Origin of the sequence: Tenacibaculum retecalamus, assembly GCF_027941755.1 — a bacterium.
Classification (GTDB): Bacteria; Bacteroidota; Bacteroidia; order Flavobacteriales; family Flavobacteriaceae; genus Polaribacter; species Polaribacter haliotis_B.
Window position 1 is genome coordinate 1,208,721 of the sequence record NZ_CP115916.1, and the last position, 21,303, is coordinate 1,230,023.

At 30.8% G+C, this 21,303-nt stretch carries 19 protein-coding genes and 1 pseudogene; 11 read left to right on the plus strand and 9 right to left on the minus strand.

Annotated elements, in window-relative coordinates:
* Window positions 1–3: 3 nt before the first annotated feature.
* Window positions 4–1,455 (minus strand): 23S rRNA (uracil(1939)-C(5))-methyltransferase RlmD, encoded by a 1,452-nt coding sequence (rlmD, locus tag PG912_RS05865; protein WP_275689016.1) that lies wholly within the window; start codon window positions 1,453–1,455, stop codon window positions 4–6.
* A gap of 172 nt (window positions 1,456–1,627) precedes the next feature.
* Here rlmD and rocD point away from each other — a divergent pair, with 172 nt between their 5' ends.
* Window positions 1,628–2,872 (plus strand): ornithine--oxo-acid transaminase, encoded by a 1,245-nt coding sequence (gene rocD, locus PG912_RS05870; RefSeq protein ID WP_275688835.1) that lies wholly within the window; start codon window positions 1,628–1,630, stop codon window positions 2,870–2,872.
* Window positions 2,873–3,070: 198 nt separating this feature from the next.
* On the opposite strand, the gene PG912_RS05875 is transcribed toward rocD, so the two are convergent.
* The 3 genes from PG912_RS05875 to PG912_RS05885 form a co-directional block, all read right to left on the minus strand.
* Complete coding sequence (locus PG912_RS05875; RefSeq protein WP_275688836.1) at window positions 3,071–4,330, minus strand: DEAD/DEAH box helicase; 1,260 nt, start codon at window positions 4,328–4,330, stop codon at window positions 3,071–3,073.
* Window positions 4,308–6,044, minus strand: coding sequence for an AAA domain-containing protein (locus PG912_RS05880; protein WP_275688837.1), 1,737 nt, complete (start codon window positions 6,042–6,044; stop codon window positions 4,308–4,310). Before PG912_RS05880 ends, PG912_RS05875 begins: the two co-directional genes overlap by 23 nt.
* Before the next feature lie 289 nt (window positions 6,045–6,333).
* The gene (locus PG912_RS05885) at window positions 6,334–7,050 is read right to left on the minus strand and encodes an RDD family protein (protein WP_275688838.1); all 717 of its coding nucleotides are present in this window, start codon (window positions 7,048–7,050) and stop codon (window positions 6,334–6,336) included.
* A gap of 118 nt (window positions 7,051–7,168) precedes the next feature.
* Between PG912_RS05885 and PG912_RS05890 the strand changes: the two genes are divergently transcribed.
* Genes PG912_RS05890 through PG912_RS05920 form a run of 7 tightly spaced genes read left to right on the plus strand, consistent with a single transcriptional unit; the run spans window position 7,169 to window position 13,310 of the window.
* On the plus strand, window positions 7,169–8,146 hold the full coding sequence (locus PG912_RS05890; RefSeq protein WP_275688839.1) for a stage II sporulation protein M: 978 nt from the start codon (window positions 7,169–7,171) through the stop codon (window positions 8,144–8,146).
* The gene (locus PG912_RS05895; protein WP_275688840.1) at window positions 8,139–8,990 is read left to right on the plus strand and encodes a hypothetical protein; all 852 of its coding nucleotides are present in this window, start codon (window positions 8,139–8,141) and stop codon (window positions 8,988–8,990) included. The genes PG912_RS05890 and PG912_RS05895 overlap by 8 nt, the downstream gene beginning before the upstream one ends.
* Before the next feature lie 52 nt (window positions 8,991–9,042).
* Window positions 9,043–9,729 (plus strand): DUF4129 domain-containing protein, encoded by a 687-nt coding sequence (locus PG912_RS05900; protein WP_275688841.1) that lies wholly within the window; start codon window positions 9,043–9,045, stop codon window positions 9,727–9,729.
* A 4-nt stretch (window positions 9,730–9,733) separates the two neighbouring features.
* Window positions 9,734–10,573: a DUF4350 domain-containing protein gene (locus PG912_RS05905; RefSeq protein WP_275688842.1), complete on the plus strand. Its 840-nt coding sequence runs from the start codon at window positions 9,734–9,736 to the stop codon at window positions 10,571–10,573.
* A gap of 36 nt (window positions 10,574–10,609) precedes the next feature.
* Window positions 10,610–10,963, plus strand: a complete 354-nt coding sequence (locus PG912_RS05910) for a hypothetical protein (RefSeq protein WP_275688843.1) — start codon at window positions 10,610–10,612, stop codon at window positions 10,961–10,963.
* A gap of 11 nt (window positions 10,964–10,974) precedes the next feature.
* Window positions 10,975–11,976, plus strand: a complete 1,002-nt coding sequence (locus PG912_RS05915; RefSeq protein WP_275688844.1) for an AAA family ATPase — start codon at window positions 10,975–10,977, stop codon at window positions 11,974–11,976.
* 2 nt (window positions 11,977–11,978) lie between these two features.
* Complete coding sequence (locus PG912_RS05920; RefSeq protein ID WP_275689017.1) at window positions 11,979–13,310, plus strand: DUF58 domain-containing protein; 1,332 nt, start codon at window positions 11,979–11,981, stop codon at window positions 13,308–13,310.
* A gap of 2 nt (window positions 13,311–13,312) precedes the next feature.
* Here PG912_RS05920 and PG912_RS05925 read toward each other — a convergent pair whose 3' ends face one another.
* The 4 genes from PG912_RS05925 to PG912_RS05940 all read right to left on the minus strand — a co-directional run bounded on the left by PG912_RS05925 (window position 13,313) and on the right by PG912_RS05940 (window position 15,052).
* A complete protein-coding gene (locus tag PG912_RS05925; protein ID WP_275688845.1) occupies window positions 13,313–14,002 on the minus strand; it encodes a hypothetical protein in 690 nt (229 codons plus the stop codon).
* Window positions 14,003–14,082: 80 nt separating this feature from the next.
* On the minus strand, window positions 14,083–14,409 hold the full coding sequence (locus tag PG912_RS05930) for a CCC motif membrane protein (RefSeq protein ID WP_275688846.1): 327 nt from the start codon (window positions 14,407–14,409) through the stop codon (window positions 14,083–14,085).
* 18 nt (window positions 14,410–14,427) lie between these two features.
* Complete coding sequence (locus PG912_RS05935) at window positions 14,428–14,721, minus strand: DUF2752 domain-containing protein (RefSeq protein WP_275688847.1); 294 nt, start codon at window positions 14,719–14,721, stop codon at window positions 14,428–14,430.
* A gap of 7 nt (window positions 14,722–14,728) precedes the next feature.
* Entirely contained in the window at window positions 14,729–15,052 is a 324-nt protein-coding gene (locus tag PG912_RS05940; protein ID WP_275689018.1) for a YbaB/EbfC family nucleoid-associated protein, read from the minus strand.
* 130 nt (window positions 15,053–15,182) lie between these two features.
* Here PG912_RS05940 and PG912_RS05945 point away from each other — a divergent pair, with 130 nt between their 5' ends.
* From PG912_RS05945 to PG912_RS05955, 3 genes are all read left to right on the plus strand, one after another.
* Window positions 15,183–17,279: a S9 family peptidase gene (locus PG912_RS05945; RefSeq protein WP_275688848.1), complete on the plus strand. Its 2,097-nt coding sequence runs from the start codon at window positions 15,183–15,185 to the stop codon at window positions 17,277–17,279.
* A 112-nt stretch (window positions 17,280–17,391) separates the two neighbouring features.
* Window positions 17,392–18,390 carry a PLP-dependent cysteine synthase family protein gene (locus PG912_RS05950; RefSeq protein WP_275689019.1) on the plus strand — a complete coding sequence of 333 codons (999 nt, stop codon included), beginning with the start codon at window positions 17,392–17,394 and terminating at the stop codon, window positions 18,388–18,390.
* 128 nt (window positions 18,391–18,518) lie between these two features.
* Window positions 18,519–18,953 (plus strand): hypothetical protein, encoded by a 435-nt coding sequence (locus PG912_RS05955; protein ID WP_260585742.1) that lies wholly within the window; start codon window positions 18,519–18,521, stop codon window positions 18,951–18,953.
* A 71-nt stretch (window positions 18,954–19,024) separates the two neighbouring features.
* On the opposite strand, the pseudogene PG912_RS05960 reads toward PG912_RS05955, so the two are convergent.
* Window positions 19,025–21,254, minus strand: a pseudogene (locus tag PG912_RS05960) (M1 family metallopeptidase).
* Window positions 21,255–21,303: the final 49 nt, after the last annotated feature.

The window sequence follows — 21,303 nt, forward strand, 5'->3', positions numbered from 1 at the left end:
GGTTTATTTTTCAAATAAAACAACAGTTTCAATATGTGCTGTATGTGGAAATTGATCTACTAAACTAATTTTTTTAATAGTATAACCAGCTTCCATTAATTGTTCTGTATCACGAGCTTGTGTAGCAGGGTTACAAGAAACATAAACCATTCTATCAGCATTTAATCGAATGATTTTTCGTAATGTTTTTGGCGCAATACCAGCACGAGCAGGGTCTAAAATTATTGTTTTTATTTTATTCTGATATTGTGGGTGTTCTAATAAAAACTTACCAACATCCGCAGCATAAAACTGTAAACCTTCAATATTATTTCGTTTGGCGTTCTTTTTTGCATCTTCAATTGCTGAAGCTACAATATCTACACCAACTATTTTCGCATTTTCGCTTCTTGAAGCTAAAATCTGACCGATTGTTCCCGTACCACAAAACAAGTCCATAACCACAGTATTATCAATGGCTTCTTTATTTTCTAAAGCATAATCGATAACTTTAGTATACAGTTTTTCGGCAGATTTAGGGTTTGTTTGAAAAAAGCTTTTCATGCTTATTTCAAAATTTAAACCTAATAACTCTTCTACAATTTTATCTTTTCCAGTAACTAGTTCTATACTTCCAGATGTAGCGATTGTTCTATCACCAATTTCATCGTTTATAGTGTGTAATAAACCTGCTAAACGTTCTCCAAAAATATCTTTTAAGAATGCAGAAAATGCTTGCATGTCAAATTTTGGTAAATCGTAAGAAGTGGTAACTAAGTTGAATAATAATTCGTTTGTTTTGTATGATTTACGTACTACAAAATACCTAAAAAAACCTTCTTTTTTAGGTCCATGCCAAGGTGCTAAACCAGTTTTTTCGCAATATTCGCGAATCACTTTTAAATTGTCTTCTACTTGCGCGTCGAATAATCCAGAATCCTTGTTTAAATTGTCACCCATCCACCAAACACCACGACGTTTAAATCCTAAGGTAAAAAAGTCAGCATCTGTTTTATTTGCTCTGTCGTAACCAATAGCAGAAAAACCATACTCCATTTTATTTCGGTAGTGAAATACATTTGGCGAAGTAATAAATTCATCAAATAAATCTTCAATATTTTCAACTTTACCAATACGTTTAAATAAAGATAACGTACTTTCTTTTTTATATTGATGTTGCAAATCGATAGGTAATTGAATATAAGGCGCACCAGGAATGTCTTGAAACGGAACTTCAACTTCATCTTCAGAAGGTTCTAAAACATCTATTAATTTTGCTTCAGCATATTTTTTACTCGATTTACTAATCTGAACTTTTACCAATTGGCCTGGTAATGTATTAGGAACAAAAACAACAAAGCTTCCTTCTTCAGAATGAATTCTTGCAATTCCTTTTCCGCCAAAGGCATAATTTTCAATTTTTAATTCTAAAACTTGATTTTTCTTAACAAACTTATTTCGTTCTCTACGTGGCATTGTAAACTCTAATTTATGGTTGGCAAAATTAAGGAAAGATATTTTATATTTAGTAAATTGCAGCAATTTTAGGGATGATTTCTTTCCCACGCTGAATTTCCGACACTTTTCGGAAGGATAAAGGTAGATAAGGAATGGATTTTATATTCATTAATTAAAAACTTATTTTAAAATGGCTGTTTTAGACCAATTAACTTCGCAGCAAGCGATTGAACTAGAGAACAAATACGGAGCACATAATTATCACCCGCTACCAGTAGTACTAAGTAAAGGTGAAGGTGTATATGTGTGGGATGTAGAAGGTAAAAAGTATTATGACTTTTTATCGGCATATTCTGCAGTAAACCAAGGGCATTGTCATCCAAAAATTGTTGGAGCAATGGTAGAACAAGCAAAGACACTTACTTTAACTTCTCGTGCATTTCATAATGATATGTTAGGTAAGTATGAAAAATTTGCTACAGAACTTTTTGGTTTTGATAAATTATTACCAATGAATACTGGTGCAGAAGCGGTTGAAACAGCTTTGAAATTATGTAGAAAATGGGCATATGAAGTAAAAGGGATTAATGAAAATGATGCACAAATAGTAGTTTGTGAAAACAATTTTCATGGGCGTACGACAACGATTATTTCTTTTTCAAATGATCCTGTAGCTCGTAAGAATTTTGGGCCGTTTACAAACGGATTTATCAAAATAGAATATAATAACTTAAAAGCTTTAGAAGAAACTTTAGAAAGTGATAAGAATATTGCTGGTTTCTTAGTAGAACCAATTCAAGGTGAAGCTGGAGTATATGTTCCTTCTGAAGGATATTTAGCAGCAGCAAAAGCATTGTGTGCAAAACATAATGTATTGTTTATTGCTGATGAAGTGCAAACAGGAATTGCACGTACAGGTAAAATGTTAGCGATTGACTATGAAAATGTTAAAGCGGATATTTTGATTTTAGGAAAAGCTATTTCTGGTGGAGCATACCCTGTTTCAGCTGTTTTAGCAGATGATAGCATAATGAATGTTATTAAACCAGGAAATCATGGTTCTACTTTTGGAGGGAATCCAATTGCTGCAGCAGTAGCAACAGCTGCTTTAGAAGTTATACAAGATGAAAATTTAGCAGCGAATGCTGAAAAATTAGGAAAAATTTTTAGAGCTGAATTAGCAGAATTTGCAAACGAATCTGATTTAGTAATATCAGTAAGAGGTAAAGGATTACTGAATGCTGTTTTAATTAACGACACTGAAGAAAGCTCTACCGCTTGGGATATTTGTATGAAATTACGTGATAATGGATTATTAGCAAAACCAACACATGGTAATATTATTCGTTTTGCACCACCTTTAGTAATGACGGAAGCGCAATTAATGGAGTGTATTGATATTATTAAGAAAACAATTTCTGGGTTTAAAAAATAATCCTTAAATTTTTGAATATAAAAGAGGAACGATTTTAATCGTTCCTCTTTTTTTGTGTTTTTGTTTTCTAAAGGATAAAAAAGGTTTTATAGCTAAAGACAAAACTTAATAAATAGGCTTAGCCCCGATTGTAGTATTTGTTTGAGCTCCTCGCAGAGAGCGAGTACGGAAAGCGGGAAACAGCTTCAAATAAATATTTTAACTCACCGTTTCGTAAATATTTAAATGCTTTTTTAAAATACCTGAGGGTGTGTTTTTTGTCTCATCAAAAATTCGAGTATCACCGAATAAAATAAAGCTTTCTTTGGCTCTAGAAACGGCTACATTTAACATATTTGGCTTGTTGTCTTTTTCGAAAAACATAGTACCTTCATCTTCGTTAGAATATACCGAACTAAATAATATAATATTTCTTTCAGCACCTTGTAAAGCATGTACGGTACCTAATTTTATATTATTTACCTTAAATCCGGCTTCGGTTAATGCTTTTGATAATTCACCTTTCTGACTTGCAAATGGCGTAATGATACCTAAAACACTTTCGATCGTTTCAACATTATAGGCTTCTTGTATCTTTTCTTTATTTTGTTGCAGCCAAGTTATAATGGCTTTTACTTCGTTTATATTGCAACGGCTGTTAAATTTACGTTCGCTAAAACCTTCTACATGATATGCCATCATTGATGGGAAAACTTGGTTGTCTTTTGCTTTTCCCTTCATGGGTTTTAAAATACCGTTGTAAGCAAGTTCGTTGCAAAAACTAATAATTTCATCGTTACATCTTCGGTGTTCTAATAAGACCAATCCTTGTTCTTTTTCAGTAGCTAAAGGTGTTTCGAACTCACAGGCATTTTGTGCCATTTTCATAATGCTACCGCTTGATGCTAAAAAGCCCATTTTTGTTAAATAATCTTCATCATTTTCATTTTGAAGTATGTTTAAACTGGTTAAATTACCAACATCAATTTTTTGAGGAATAGACCAAATAGGTTCGATTTGCTTTAAATCACCTATGACAAAAGCTTTTTGAGCCAATGAAAATACAGGAATACTAACTTCGGGAGTTACCTGACCGGCTTCATCAATAATTAAAAGATCTAAGAAATTGTATAAGGGCAAATACTCGAAAATAGGTTTTCCGTTTTCATCTTCTCCTTGAAATTGACTGTATAAAAAATGACTAGGAGCCATATAAAAAGTAGCCACAAAACAAGGTGTTAACATTGCTCTGCGCTTCCATTTATTCTTAATAGCATTTTCTCCTGTTCCTTTTTCGGTATTGTTTTCAAAAGCATCTTTTGTGGCTAATAACCAACGCGCTTCCCAATAATGAACTGCTAATAAAAAAGCTTTATGACGTAATTCCATATCAATTTCATCATAAAAAAAACGCTGTGAATTATCCTTAGAGCTTATCTTTTCATATTCATTGTATTCACATTTGTTCTTCTGAAACAAAAGGAAATCCTTTAATTTTGTTTTCTGCTTTCCAGTTTTTTAATTTTAGATTTGCTTGTAGCGCTAAGTTTAAATTAGCGATGCATTCTTTAATAAAAGCAATTGTTTTGTCGTTACTAGCAATGATATCTTCAGTGATTTTGAAAATAAAACTCTCATTATTTTCAGAAGTATCATTTTTAAAATATTTTTTTACTTGATCAATAAAATCGGCTTGTTTTGTGGCTGATTTTAAATTGGTAAGTATGGTTCGCCATTCTTTAAGACTTCCTATTTTAAAAGCATCTTTTTGAATGTAATCGGCTTCTTTTATAAGAATGTTATTAATGTAATTGATGGAAGTTATATAGTCGGCAGAAAACTGAACTCCGTCAATTAATTTATCTTCAATGGTAATAATTTCGTTTTGTAATGCATCGCAAACATCTTCTAAAGAATTTGTTTCTGCATTAAAGTAATTGCAATAGTTTGTTAAAAAGTAATATTCGGCTTCGTTTAAGTATTTTTCATCTTCTAGATTACATAAAGTACCTTCATTACCAAACATATTTCCTTTTAAGAAGTTGATGTTTTTTAAGGCTTTTTCACTTTTAGAGTTAGAAGGCAAATAGGTTGCGTATCCGTTAAAATCAGGAATCCAACGTGCTGCTAATTCTTCCATCGAGCTTTCAGAATTAACAAAACTATCAATAATATTGGTAACTGCTTGGTTGTTGTTAGAGCAAGCTAAAATTACAGGAGCATCTTGCCCTGCAATTGCCGCTTTTACAAATTCGGTAGCTACTAAACTTTGTAAAAGTGTTGTTTTTCCGGTTCCCGGAGATCCGTTTACCGCAGTAACCGCATTTTCTTCGGCGGTTAAATAAGAGAGCAACGTTTTACGCTGACTTACAGATAAAGGAAACTCATTAGACATTTGACCTAAATGCAAATGGTTGTAATTTAAAAAACCAGTATCGGTAACAGCTTCAATTCTGTTTTTTGCAGTAGGATCTATTATTTTTGATAAAATTGGTAATTCTTCTTCGTTTTTCAACAAGTTTTCATACAAGAAAAGAATACTTTTTGCTGTTGAAATTTTAGAACTAATGGCAAAATAAGTAAGTTGATATTTTGTCGTGTATCTTTCTATTTGATAATTATTTAAGTTACTATTGGTAATTGCCGAAAAGATATCGTTTATATAATTCCAGTATTCATCCCAAGGTACTATTTCATCGTCGTATTCAGTATATGGAGTTTCAAGTTCTTTGGCATCTAAAACAGTATCAATTTCAGAAAAAATAAAATCATTTTTAACATCGGCAACCGGCGTTAAATAATTACGAACAATTAAAGGAAACAATTCTTTAGGAGCTGATAATTGTCCTGAACGATTTACAACGGCAGTAATCCAAAAAGGGTGTATTGGGCGTTGTTTATACGTAGTATTATCCGTTTGATATTCTAAATGAAAAGGAGAGATAAGTATTTTAGTTTCTTCAACTTTATACCACTTGTTACTGTCTTTTTTGGTGATTCCTTTTAAACGATTTATACGGCGTTCCTCGACATCTAATAATTCATTTGCTTGTTTAGAGTTGATGAGCGCATTCCTTAAATCTGAAGATTGTTGGTGAAATAAGTTCTTGATTTTAGAAATATCAATAGCCAGGTTTTCACTATCAGACAAGCTGTTTTTATAATATTGTAACCAGTTTTTTTCGTTTTTCATGCGCTGAAGAAATCCTGAATTTATAGATTGATAAGGAAGGCGAAAATAGTATATTAATCAACTTAAAAATGACTTGCCATTGTCTTTTTATCAACCAAAAATCAACAATTTTTTAACTGATTCGTATTTAATGAAATAACAAATTGTTTTTTAAAGCTGAAGAACATATAATAGTCTGTTCGAGTGCAGTCGAGAATTTTTAGGTTCTTAAAAAAGAGGCCTAGACTACGCTCGACCTGACCTTGAATGAAGTAAAGTTGAATACTTTTATCTAATAGTAAAAAGCTATTTACTGCTGCGCGAAATAATGATAATCTTTAATAACGGTGTCTATAAAATCCATCGGATTTTGGTCGGTAGTAATATTCGTTAACTCCTTAACCTTTAAATGTAATTTTAGAATTACTTGATGGTTTCTTTTCTTTTTAGCGTCGTTATATACTTTTTTAATGGTATGAATATCACTATCGGTAAGTAAGGTAACTTGTGAGTAAAGAGGTACGTAATTATCGTCAATATCATTGGCGATAGTATCTTTTAAGGTAATTCTTTTCTTTTCAGAAATAACAGTAGTTGCTGCTGCTAAATCACCCAAACGTTGCCCTTTTCCGTTTAAAAGAATAGTTAAAACAGCAACAGATCCACCAGCTAAAGTAAAATCTATAATACGTAATAACCAGCGTATTAAATAACTACCAAATGTTGGTTTTGATCCGTCTATTTTTACAACTCTGGTGCTATTAAAATATTTACCAGGTGTTTGTCCGTTCATTAAAACTTCAAAAAGTAAACTGTAAAAAAAAGCAGGTAAGCCTAATAGCATATATATGCTCATATATTTCATACTAGGAGCCATATTTAGCATTGCCATTATAAAAAAAAGAATGATATAATAACCTGCAATAAATAAAGCGTCTATTAAGTAAGAACCAATTCGGGTAGTAATATGTGCTACATTTTGATTTATTGAAATATTTTGAGCAGTTTCTATTTGAAAATTATCCATGAATTAGTTTTTCAATTTTTTATTGATTGTTCTTTCAACTTTTTTTAGTTTAGCGAAGATAAAAATATTCTATGATTAGAGACGTTTCTCTTAAAATTTGCTATAATTTTTTTTCTGAATGAGAGAAGCTGCCTTTGTAAAAAAAAATAAGGAGAAGTGGCAATTGTTTGAAGATGCTTTGTACAAGAAAACAAGCCTTTCTCCAGATAAATTATCTGACTTATATGTTGAGTTGACTGACGATTTAAGTTATGCCAAAACCTTTTATCCGAACGGAAATACAGTGGTGTATTTAAATTCGATAGGATCTGTAGCGCATCAAAAAATTTACAAAACTAAAAAAGAAAGTAAAAATAGGTTCATCAGTTTTTTTAAAACGGAGTTTCCTTTATCATTTTACAAACATCAAAAACAGTTGTTCATAGCCTTTGGTGTGTTTGCTTTTTTTAGTATGGTTGGTGCTTTTTCTTCTGCTAATGATGTTGATTTTGTTCGCCTTATTTTAGGTGACAGTTATGTAAACATGACGTTAGAAAATATTGAAAAAGGCGATCCGATGGCAGTTTATAAAAAAGCCAACGAAGTAGATATGTTTATTGGTATTACCATCAATAATATAAAAGTAGCCATGTTTGCTTTTGTTTTAGGAATACTGTTTTCTGTTGGAACTTTATATATAATGATGCAAAACGGTATTATGTTAGGTTCGTTTTTGTACTTCTTTTACGATAAAGGATTGTTATGGGAATCGTCTCGTACGATTTGGATTCACGGTACCATAGAAATATCAGTAATTGTAATTGCAGGTTGCGCAGGTTTGGTGTTAGGAAACGGATTATTATTTCCCGAAACCTATTCTCGATTAGAGTCTTTTAAACGAAGTATGAAAGACGGATTAAAAATTATGGTAAGTACGATTCCGTTTTTTATCATCGCCGGATTTTTAGAAGGTTTTGTAACGCGTCATACCGAAATGCCAGATTGGTTAGCAATCACTATTATTTTAGTATCCTTAGCAAGTATTATATTTTACTATGTAATATACCCAATTCAACTACATAAAAAATCAATTATCAATCAATCAACTTATGAATAAAGAATACATACAATTTAAAAAAGAACGAGATTTAGGAGCCATTATCACCGATGCTTTTAAGTTTATACGATTAGAAGGGAAACAATTCTTTTTAACGATATTAAAAACAGCAGCAATTCCTATTTTAATAGCAGTAGCAGCAATGATATATTATATGATGTCTATCTCGTCATTAATGTCGCAAGATACAAGCGGGGTTGTAGGAATGTTTGCAGCTATTTTAATAATGATGGTTGCATATTTAGTAGCATTTGTGTTTATCAATTTAGCAGGTATGCACTATATAAAATCATATATTGATAATAACGGAGCTGTAAATCAAGAAGAAATTTCGCGTAACACCAAAGAACGTTTTTGGTCTTTTATGGGGTTTGGTTTCTTGTCAGGGATTATACTTTTTATAAGTGTAATGTTATGTGTTTTTCCGATGTTTTATACATGGACGGTTTTATCTTTAGGAGCGTCGATTTTAGTATTTAAAAATGAATCAGCAACTGATACAATCGGTAAATGTTTTAGTTTTGTAAGCGGACATTTTTGGGAAACTTTCGGAGTTATTATTGTTGTTAGTCTTTTAGTTGGAGTGCTAGGTTATATTTTTCAAATTCCAGCCGTGATATATCAATTTATACAAATGGGAATCGGGCTTAATAGCCAAGATCCAACAGCTATATTTGGTTTATTTAGTGATCCTATTTATTTGCTGCTAAATTTAGTTTCTATCGTAGGGCAATTAATGTTTTATGCTATCACTTTAGTAACCAACGTGTTTTTATATTTTGATATTAACGAACAGAAAAATTTAACAGGAACCATTGAAACAATTGATAGTTTAGGTCAATAATATTTTGAAACAGATTCTTTTTTACATACTATTCTTACTGTTTTCTCTTCAGGTGTTTGCACAAACATCTGAAGAGAAAACGGTTCAGTTTGACACTGAATTTATCGAATTGAAAAAATTCGACAACAAAAAAATTGAGGCTTATAAAAAGCAAGATGCTTTTATATATGTTGTAGAAAAACGCGAACCTACTATTTTAGAAAAAGCATGGAATTGGTTTAAACGAACAATTAAAAAAATATTGTCTTACCTTTTTGATGATATTTCGCCAGCCATGGGTTTTTTTAAATGGATTTTAAACGTTTTACCTTATGTAATTGCAGGTTTAGTATTGTTTTTAATTATTAAGTTTTTCTTAAAAGTAAATGCACGTAATATTATTGATGGTAAAAAAGCACCATCTATTGTAAACTTATCTGATGAAGAAGCGCTAATAAAAGAAAAGGATTTACCTGCGTTAATTAAAACGGCAATAACCAATGGGAATTTTAAATTAGCAACGCGTTATTACTATTTATTGTTACTGAAAAAATTATCAGAAAAAGAGCTGATTTCTTGGCAGCAAGAAAAAACAAATGAAGATTATATAAAAGAATTAGCCACAAATAAAAGTTTGTATAAAGAGTTTGAAACACTAACTCATTTATACGATTATGTTTGGTATGGAGAATTTTTAATTGATAAAGAAAAGTTTTTAAAAGCAGAAATGAACTTTAAAAAAGTGATTGCTAAAATTTAATAAGTTGGATAAAAAACTAAAAGTATATATTGGTTTATTGGTATTTATACTGCTTGGTATTGTATATATCGAGTCTATAAAACCAAAAGAAATTAATTGGTTTCCGAGTTATGATGCGAAACATAAAATTCCTTACGGAACCTATGTATTGCATAAACAAATGCCAGCATTATTTGCTGATAAAAAAATAAGAGATGTTTATCAATCTCCCTATTTATTTTTAAAAGATTCCACCAATAAAGGAACTTATTTTTTTGTTGATGGAAAGCTAAATTTTGGTAAAGAGGAGTTTAACGAATTACTAAAATTTGTAGCAAGAGGAAATGATGTTTTTATAGCGACCAACGGTATTCATATTGACACACTTAATGTTAAAACAAAACAATTAAGTACTACGGCTTTTGAAGAAAAGGTATACCAAAAACTCGTAAATAAAAATTTAGATACAAAAGAATATCATTTTGATAGAGATTTCTCGAAAGCGTATTTTTCTAAAATAGATACCTTAAAAACAACTATTTTAGGCGAGTTATTAATCAGAAATGAAAAAGATTCCGTTGTAAGTCGTAAACCAAATTTTATTAAAACCAAATTCGGAAAAGGTGCTTTTTATTTGCATACATTTCCGCAGGCATTTACCAACTACAACATGCTTTTAGATACTAATTACACCTATGTAGCAAGTGTATTATCGTATTTGAATGTTAATAAGAATAATAGTTCAAGCAGAAACTCAAGAACTAGTAATAGCGCTACAATTCTTTGGGATGCGTATTATAAAACAGGAAAAAGCGGAATTTCATCACCAATGCACTACATTTTAAGCTCTAAACATTTAAAATGAGCCTATTATATAGCATTAATAGGCGTTTTGTTTTTTGTGATTTTTAAAGGAAAAAGAAATCAGCGATTAATTCCTGTAATTACACCTTTAAAAAATCAGACTTTAGCATTTACACGTACTATTGCGAACATGTATTATGAAAAATCAGATCATAAAAATATAGCTACGCATAAAATAAATTACTTTTTAGAATATATAAGAATTACACACCGATTATCAACCTTAAAAATTGACGCTATTTTTTATAATAAACTAGCAAGCAGAAGTGGTAATTCAGTAGAAAAAGTTGAGGAGTTATTTAAAAATATAGATAGCATAAATACTAAAGATAAAATTTCAGAAGAAGAGTTGATTGCTTTAAATAAAGCAATTGAAGAGTTTAAAGCATAAAAAATAAAAACATGAATACAGAAAATAATCCAACAGAAGAAAGTGAACTATTTTCAAGCAGAATAGATTTATCAAAATTAAAAGAAGCAGTTGGTAAAATAAAAGAACAGTTAGCAAAAGTAATTGTTGGTCAAGAAGATTTTATTGAATTGTTATTGGTTTCGTTATTAGCAGACGGACATGTATTGATTGAAGGTGTGCCAGGAGTTGCAAAAACAGTTACTGCAAAGTTACTAGCAAAAACCATAGCTACCGATTTTAGTAGAATTCAGTTTACGCCCGATTTAATGCCTTCGGATGTATTAGGAACGTCTATTTTAAACATGAAAACATCTAATTTCGAATTTAAAAAAGGCTCTATCTTTTCAAATATTGTATTGATTGATGAGATAAATAGAGCGCCTGCAAAAACACAAGCAGCGTTGTTTGAGGTGATGGAGGAAAAGCAAATTACGATGGATGGTGAACGTTATGTTATGAATCCGCCATTTATGGTTTTAGCAACTCAAAACCCAATAGAGCAGGAGGGAACATACGCGTTGCCAGAAGCACAGTTAGATCGTTTTTTATTCAAAATAAATGTTGGATATCCGAATTTAGAAGAGGAGATTAAAATAATCACTGCTCATAATGACAGAAAAGGAGCATTACCACAATCTAAAATCGAAGCTGTTTTAACAGAAACGGATTTATTAGAATACAGAAGCAAGGTTTTTGAGGTATTGGTAGAAGAAAAAATTATAAAATACATCGCGCAACTAATTTCAAATACACGTAACAATGCACATTTATATTTAGGAGGTTCGCCAAGAGCAAGTATTGCCGTTTTAATGGCTTCAAAGGCTTTTGCAGCAATTAACGGACGTGATTTTGTGATTCCTGAAGATGTAAAAAAGAGTATTTATCCGGTATTGCGTCATCGAGTTATGTTAACTCCCGAACGTGAAATGGAAGGGATGACAACAGATAAGGTTATTGAGATGATTGTTCAATCTGTAGAAGTTCCGAGATAGTGATTAAATTCTTTAAATCCATATACATTCACAGTCGCTTTTTTAGTTATATAAGCGTGCTTTCGGCATTGTTTTTACTGTCGTTTTGGTTTCCGGTTATTTACAATGTAACATGGGTATTGGTATGGCTGTTTTTAATAACGATGTGTATCGATTTAGCTATTTTATATCGATTTAAAAACGGATTTTCATCAAAGCGTGTAGTTTCAGATAAATTATCAAATTCTGATGAAAATGAAATTGCAATTACTTTAGAAAATAATTATCCGTTTCAGGTTTTTATTGGCTTGGTAGATGAATTGCCAAAGCAGTTTCAAAAGAGAGATTTCGATTATAAAACAACGTTACAATCCGCAGAAAAATCAACGTTTACGTATAGTGTTCGCCCAGTAGAAAGAGGCGCTTATATATTCGGAAATGTACATGTTTTTGTTTCTTCAGCTTTACAAATGTTCTCAAGAAGATATACTTTTTCAGATGATAAGGAAGTAAAAGTATATCCGTCTTATATTCAGATGAAGAAATACGAGTTTTTGGCGATGCACAATAACTTAACGGAATTCGGAATGAAGAAAATCCGACGTATCGGGCAAACAATGGAATTTGAACAAATTAAAAATTATATTCCGGGTGATGATGTACGTAACGTAAATTGGAAAGCAACAGCCAAAAGAGGTGAGTTGATGGTAAACCAATATCAAGATGAAAAATCACAACCTATTTATTCAATTATCGATTTGGGGCGTGTTATGAAAATGCCTTTTGAAGGTTTGAGTTTATTAGATTATGCAATAAATTCAACCTTAGCGTTTTCAAATATTGCATTGTTAAAAAACGACAAAGCAGGAATACTAACGTTTTCTAAAAATGTAGAAAAAATTATAGCAGCGAGTAATAAGAAAACAAATCTATCAGTAATTAACGAAGAACTGTATAATATAACAACCGATTTTACCGATGCTAATTTCGCGTTATTATACGCAACCATTAAAAGAAAGATTAATCAACGAAGTTTACTAATTTTATATACAAACTTCGAACATATTTCAGCTTTAAAAAGACAGCTGCCTTATTTAAAGGCAATTGCTAAAAAACACTTGTTAGTTACTGTTCTCTTTGAAAACACAGAGTTAGATAGTTTGATAAACGAGAATTCAGAAGATTTACAGAGTGTGTATCATAAAATAATAGCAGAGAAATATGCATTTGAGAAGCGTTTAATTGTAAAAGAACTAGAGCGAAATAGTATTCATGCTATTTTAACAAAGCCACAGCAATTATCGGTTAATGTGATAAATAAATACCTAGAGTTTAAAGCAAAAGGAATGATATGATACTATAATTTAGTAATACCTATGTTTAAAAAATTAGAAGTTAATGTGCTTCCACCAGCATTAATAACGTATCTAATATTTACACGATCGTTTTGATTTAAAGCATACATTAATGTGCCTGTGGTTCCCCAAAAATCTTGAGAAGGTAAAGAAGCAAAACCTCTAGATAAATAACCTCTTCTAACATCATTAATAAATACAGCTAAAATAAATTTGGTATCACCAGAAGGCATATTTGTAAGAGATATTTCACCTGAAATTAAATAATTACCATCTTCTAGTACTCTAATTTCAGAATCTCCTACAATAGAATAATACGAGGTGTTTATAAACTGTATTTGAGGGATGTTTAAGGGAAGGTCGTAAAAAGTGTTTGTAGTATTACTTAAAGTAACAGCACTTTCTCTATTCAAAATAACAGTTTTACTATCTGTATTTGGTGTTAATAGTATTTTCCAACCATCAACATCGTCCCAAATTTTAGTAACTGTCGGTGTAATACTAGTATCAAACCAAATATCATTTTCTACAGGATCTGTAGGTTGAGTATTTAATGTTGTTACTTTATTGTTGTTAACCTTTATAATAGTCCCTTTATTATTTATAGCTCTAACTTCTTGAGCGTTTAATGACAAGGGTATAATTATAAAGAATAATATTAAATTTAAACGATTTTTTAAATTATAAAACATTTTAATGAATTATAGATTAGTTTAATGTTGTAATAAAAAAGCGACCAAATTGGTCGCTTTTTATGTAATAGAGTAATCTATTATTGTAAGTTTTCTAATGACTCTCTAAATAATTCCGGATTCTGTATTGTTTCTAAACCAAAGAAAGCAATCATACCTATTATTAAAATAAGATATATAGCGCTTAAAATAATACCAACAATCGCTAAAATTTTACCTGTTTTAACATTTTTAATTCCGTTATAATCTTCAGGGTTGTTATTATGTAAAGTAGTAGCTTTTTTAGCTAAAACTAAAGCAACGATTCCTAAAATTAATCCGATGAAACCATAACAGCAGCATGTTAATATTGAAAGAATTCCTAATACTAAAACACCTGTTGAATTTGGTAATTTTTGTTTTTCCATAGTTTTTTTTAATAAAGTTTAAATTAATTGATTCATTTTTATAAAGTAACTTATTACAATAATAAGTACATTAATAATAGCTAAAATACTTATAATTTTTTGAGAATTTTTAACTTTGTAAAAGAAATTTATCACAATAAAAAAAGCTAAGATTAATAAAGTATATATAGCAGGATACATTTTAAAGGCAGCAACAAATTCTCCGTGAATTAATAAGCTTATAGCACGTTGTATACCACAACCTAAGCAATCAACTCCAAAGAGTTTTTTGTTTAAACACGGTAGCATGTAATCATCTAATTGTAAAAACATTTTTCATTTATTTAAACATATTCATTCCAGGAATATTTGGCATTCCATCTTTTGCAGCAATTGCTAATTCGTGTTCGTTAATATCACGCGCTCTTTTTAAAGCTTTGTTTATGGTTAGTATTAAATAATCTTCTAATTCTTCTTTATCTTCTAATAAAGATTCATCAATAGAAATTGCTTTAATTTGACTATTAGCAGTCACTGTAATTTTTAAAGTTTCATTAGTGGTAACTTCATCAATTAAAACGGTATTTAAACGTTTTTTAGTTGCTTCAACTTTTTGTTGAGCATCTTTCAATTTACCCATCATTCCAGAAATATCTCCAAACATCTTTTTTAATTTATTTTCAAACAAAAATACCATTTTAGAAGGGATTTAATCAATCTAAAATAAAATGAAAAAAATAATGTTCCGTGCTATATCTTTTAGCCTTATTTTTGCTCCCTGCAAAAAACAAGAAATGAAGAAAGATATAATAGCTCCAGTTGCTGAAAAGCAACCAACAACTTTAGAAAAACATGGAGACATACGTACTGATGATTATTTTTGGATGCGTTTAACTGATGCTCAAAAGAATGCAGAAGTTAAAGACGAACAAACTCAAAAAGTATACGATTATCTAACAGCTGAAAATTCTTTTTATGAAGATAAAACGAAAGAAACGAAAGGGTTTCAAGAGCAGTTATTTGAAGAAATGAAAGGTCGTATTAAAGAAGATGACGAATCTGTACCTTATAAAAGCAATGGGTATTTTTATATTTCTCGTTATGAAAAAGGGCAACAATATCCTATTCACAGCCGTAAAAAGAGCAATTTAGAGGCTGAGGAAGAAATTATGTTTAATGTAAATGATGAAGCAAAAGGGCATGATTATTTTCAATTAGGTGGTTTAAGTATTTCGCCTAATAATAAATTAACAACTTTTGCGACAGATACGGTAAGTCGTCGTCAGTATTTTATAAAAATTAAAAATTTAGAAACAGGAGAAATTTATCCTGATAAAATAGAAAACACTACAGGAGGTGCTGTTTGGGCAAACGATAATAAAACGTTGTATTATACTAAAAAAGATCCAGACACATTACGTAGTTCACAAATTTATAAGCATGTTTTTGGAACAGATACTGCTGAAGATGAATTAATTTTTGAAGAAAAAGATGAAACTTTCGGAACTTTCGTTACTAAAACAAAATCTAAAAAATATATTGTAATCGGTTCATATAGTACGGTTTCTAACGAATACCAAGTGCTAGAAGCTGATAATCCTGACGGTGATTTTAGAATGATTCAAACTCGTGAACGCGATTTAGAGTATGACATTGCACATTACGAAGATCATTTTTATATTAAAACAAATAAAGACGGTGCAACCAACTTTAAGTTGATGAAAACTCCGGAAGGTAAAACGGAGAAAGAAAACTGGGTAGATGTAATTCCGCATAGAAAAGATACCTTATTCGAAGATTTTTCAATATTTAAAGATTATTTAGTTTTAGAAGAAAGAAATAATGGGTTGAATAAAATCCGTATTAAACGTTGGGACAATACCGAAGATTATTATTTACCTTTTGATGAAGAAACGTATTCAGCAGGTGTGCATGGAAATCCGGAATTTGATACCGATGTAATTCGTTATTCATACAATTCTATGACAACTCCAAGTTCGGTGATTGATTTCAATATGAAAGATCAATCAAAAGAAGTCAAAAAAGAACAAAAAGTTTTAGGAGGTAAATTTGATAAAAATAATTATGTAAGTGAGCGTATTTGGGTTACTGCTCGAGATGGGAAAAAAGTGGCGTTATCAATTGTACACCATAAAGACACAAAGTTAACAAAAGATACTCCAATTTTACAATACGCATACGGATCATACGGATATACGATTTCAGACGGATTTTCAACAACACGTTTAAGCTTGTTAGATAGAGGTTTTGTGTATGCTTTAGCGCATATTAGAGGAAGTGAATATTTAGGACGTGATTGGTATGAAGATGGAAAAATGTTGAATAAGAAAAACACCTTCAACGATTTTATTGATTGCTCAAAATATTTAATAGACAACAATTACACATCACCAAAACATTTATACGCCATGGGCGGATCTGCAGGTGGTTTATTAATGGGAGCTATTGTAAATATGAATCCTGAATTATATAACGGAATTATTGCTGCGGTACCTTTTGTTGATGTAATTTCAACGATGTTAGATGATACAATTCCGTTAACGACAGGTGAATATGATGAATGGGGAAATCCGAACGATAAAGAATATTACGATTATATTAAATCATACTCTCCGTACGATCAAGTAACAGCAAAGGCATATCCGAATATGTTAATTACAACAGGACTGCATGATAGTCAAGTACAATATTGGGAACCAGCCAAATGGATAGCGAAATTAAGAGAAGTAAAAACCGATGATAATAAGTTGTTTTTGCATACAAATATGGAAGCTGGTCACGGAGGAGCTTCTGGTAGATTTGATTCCTTAAAAGAAACTGCCGAAGAATATAGCTTCTTTTTGATGTTAGAGGGTAAGTTAGAAAAATAATTATATTTTTGCACTCGGTTTGAGTGTAAGCGTCATTGTAAAATTACGAATAATCTCAAACAGATATATTCGCAGTCATTTTACAATGACGTTTTCTTATTTTATAACAGCAATGAACAGACATAAAGGTATTACCAATTCAATTTTAGATTTAATAGGGCAAACCCCTATGGTAAAGTTAGCTAAAATAACAAAAGGTCTTTTAGGTACATATTATGCAAAAATAGAAGCTTTTAACCCTGGGCATTCTGCAAAAGACAGAATTGCATTACATATTATAGAAAGCGCTGAGAAAAAAGGGATTTTAAAGCCAGGGGATACTATTGTTGAAACGACTTCAGGTAACACAGGTTTTTCAATAGCTATGATTAGTGTTATAAAAGGCTATAAATGTATTTTGGCAGTAAGTGATAAATCATCACAAGATAAAATAGATATGTTAAAATCAATGGGAGCACAGGTACATGTTTGTCCTGCATATGTTCCTGCTGATGATCCTCGTTCGTATTATGAAGTAGCAAAAAGGTTACACAAAGAAAATCCAGGATCTATTTATATCAACCAATATTTTAATGAGTTAAATATAGAGGCTCATTATAAAAGCACTTACTCTGAGATTTGGAAACAAACAAAAGGTAGGGTAACTCATGTTGTTATTGCCAGCGGAACAGGAGGAACAATTTCTGGAACAGGTAAATACTTAAAAGAAAAGAACCCGAATATAAAAGTGTTGGGAGTAGATGCTATTGGTTCCGTTTTAAAAAAATATCATGAAACAGGTGAGTTTGATGAAAATGAAATAGCACCTTATAAAATTGAAGGGCTAGGAAAAAATTTAATACCTACAGCAACCGATTTTGATGTAATTGATGTTTATGAAAAAGTATCGGATAAAGAAGCAGCACTTAAATCAAGAGAATTGGTTAAAGCAGAAGGTTTATTCTGCGGATATACTTCAGGTGCGGTTGTATTAGCTACGCAACAATATGCGGCGAAAGGCTATTTTGATGAAAATAGTGTTGTTGTGGTTGTTTTACCAGATCATGGTTCGCGTTACATGAATAAAATTTATTCTGATACTTGGATGAAAGAACAAGGTTTTTTAGAGTAGTACTTTATTGGTTTAATTTAAGTACCTTTTGTTTCTGTATCAATACATAATTTTTTATTTATTAAAACGTTATTCTTTTTAATTAGAATCAAACTATATTTATAGCAAACTTTTAAACCTTAATATTTATGAAAAAACTATTTTTTATAGCAACATTATTTCTTTCTGTTGCTTCGTATTCTCAAATTGAATTAATTGAAACAGCAAGAGTTGAAATTGTTGGTAGAGTAGAATTTGTTTATTTAGAGAAAATAGGAGATGAAGCGTATAATTTATTTTATAAAAACATCAATAATCCTATAAATGAATATGTGTCTTTTACATTTAAAAACGTAGATAACGATGCAGATAAGTTACACCAAATTATGGTAAGAGGTTTTGAAGAAGCTGCAGGAAGTAAATACCAAATTAAAGCAAATGGAGATGTTGTTTATTTGAAATATGAAAGAGATGAAGGAGTAATTAAATTGCAAATAGAACAATATGTTAGTAGAGAACCAGATGTGCTTACAGAATCTAAATTATTAACATTAGATGAAATTAATAAGTTATTTAGAAAGTAGTAAATAACTTACAAAAATAAAAAACCCGCTTTTATAGCGGGTTTTTTGTATATATAAACGAAAGTAAATTACTAATTTTTTACTTTATTCTTAAATTTATCAAACTTGTTAGCGGTTTTCTTAGGCCAGCTATTGTTAGAAGTATCAACATCTGCAGTTTCAAAATCTGGATCTACAGTAATGTTTGTAACTTCTTTAGCAGAAGAAAATACTCTGTATACTTTATTGTCATTGTTCATCCAAATTTGAGCAGGAAACGTTTCACGTTTTTTAGTACCATCTGCATAGGTTAATTCAACGATAATAGGCATTGGTATTCCACCAGGCTTTTCAAATTCAACTTGATACATAAACTTAGGTAATGTTTTTAAATTTGCTTTTTTATCAGCAGATAAACCATTAATATATGTTTCTACATCAGAAGAATTCGCTTCTTCTTTGTTGGTTGTTAAGAAAATTAATTTACCTAAACGTGCAAAGTAACCAGGGTATTGCTTTTGTAATTTTTTTGTTCTTTCGTTTGGTTTATCAGTTAAATACATAGGTTTAACTTCTTTTATACCAATATCAGTATAATCAGTTGTGTAAAACCAAGCTCTCCAAAACCAATCTAAGTCCATTCCCGAAGCATCTTCCATTGTTCTAAAGAAGTCAGCAGGAGTTGGGTGTTTAAACATCCATCTTTTAGAGTAAGTTCTAAAAGCATAATCAAATAATTCATGATCCCATAATTGTTTTACGTAACATATATAAACCAGCAGCTGGCTTAGAGTATGCATTTGATCCGAATTGCTTTACGTAATCTCCTTGAGACATAATTGGAGAGATATTACTTTGATCTCCGCCCATATATCTTGTAATATCTTTTGCAGGGTTTGAAGCAAATAATACAGGATCATATACATCTTCAGCTAAAATTTCAACAAAAGAGTTTAAACCTTCATCCATCCAAGTCCACTGACGTTCGTCTGAGTTTACAATCATTGGGAAAAAGTTGTGTCCAACTTCGTGAACAATAACCCCAATCATTCCTTTTTTAGTTCTATCAGAATAAGTTCCATCAGGGTTTGGTCTACCAAAGTTGAAACAAATCATAGGATATTCCATTCCTTGTCTTTCTGAATGTACAGAAATTGCTTTAGAATACGGATAGTCGAACGTTAATTTAGAATATTCAACAAGTGTTGTAGCAACTGCTCTTGTAGAATGTTCTTCCCATAATGGGTTTCCTTCTTTAGGATATAAAGAAATAGCCATTACTGTTTTTCCGTTAATATTGGTTGCCATGGCATCCCAAATATATTTTCTTGAAGAAGCAAAAGCATAATCACGTATACTGTTTGCTTTATAATGCCAAGTTTTTGTTTTTGTAGCACGACCTTTTTCAGTTACTTCAGCTTCAGCTTGCGTAACAATCATTACTGGATCTTTAAAAGATTTTCTTGCTTTTTCAAAACGCTTACGTTGTTTTTTAGTTAAAACTTCTTTTTCGTTTTGTAATTCACCTGTAGCTTCCATAATATGATCTGCAGGAACTGTAATTTTAACATCATAATCTCCAAATTCTAAAGCAAATTCAGAACGACCCCAAAACTGCATGTTTTGCCAACCTTCAACATTATCATAAACTGCTAAACGAGGAAAAAACTGTGCTATAGTATAGTTTTTGTTTCCATCAGGAAATTTTTCTAAACCAGAACGACCTCCGTCTGCATTAATATCATTAATTAAATAATTCCACTTAATTTTAAATTTAAAAACTTCACCAGAAGCCAAAGGCGTTGGTAAATTAATACGCATCATAGTACGATTAATAGTATGAGATAAATCTGTACCATCTGCATTTTTAACAGCTTCAATTTTGTATCCAAAATCTTTTGCTTTATCCATATTACTGCTTACAAACTGCTTTGGTGTTTGAAAACCGCTAGCTCCTTTAGATTTTGCTAATGGAGTTTTAGAATCTGGAGCACGCATATTTTGGTCTAACTGCACCCATAAATATTCTAGAACATCTTTAGAATTATTATGATATGTAATTGTTTCATTACCATAAATTCTGTCATTTTTTTCGTCTAAACGAATATCCATTACATAATCAACTTTTTGTTGCGTGTATTGGTGTCCAGGAGCTCCAGAAGCAGTTCTTTGATCGTTTGGAGTAGCCAAAACGTCTTTTAGTTGACGAAATTTGTTTTGATCGGTATGACCTTTTTGAGGCTCTTTTTTTGGTGCTTCTTGTGCAAATATTGATGCAGAAACAAAAAGGGCTGAAAGTAATAGCGTAGCGTATTTTTTCATTTTTGTTTGATTGAGTTAAAAATATGTGGAAAGTTACTGAATTTTGATA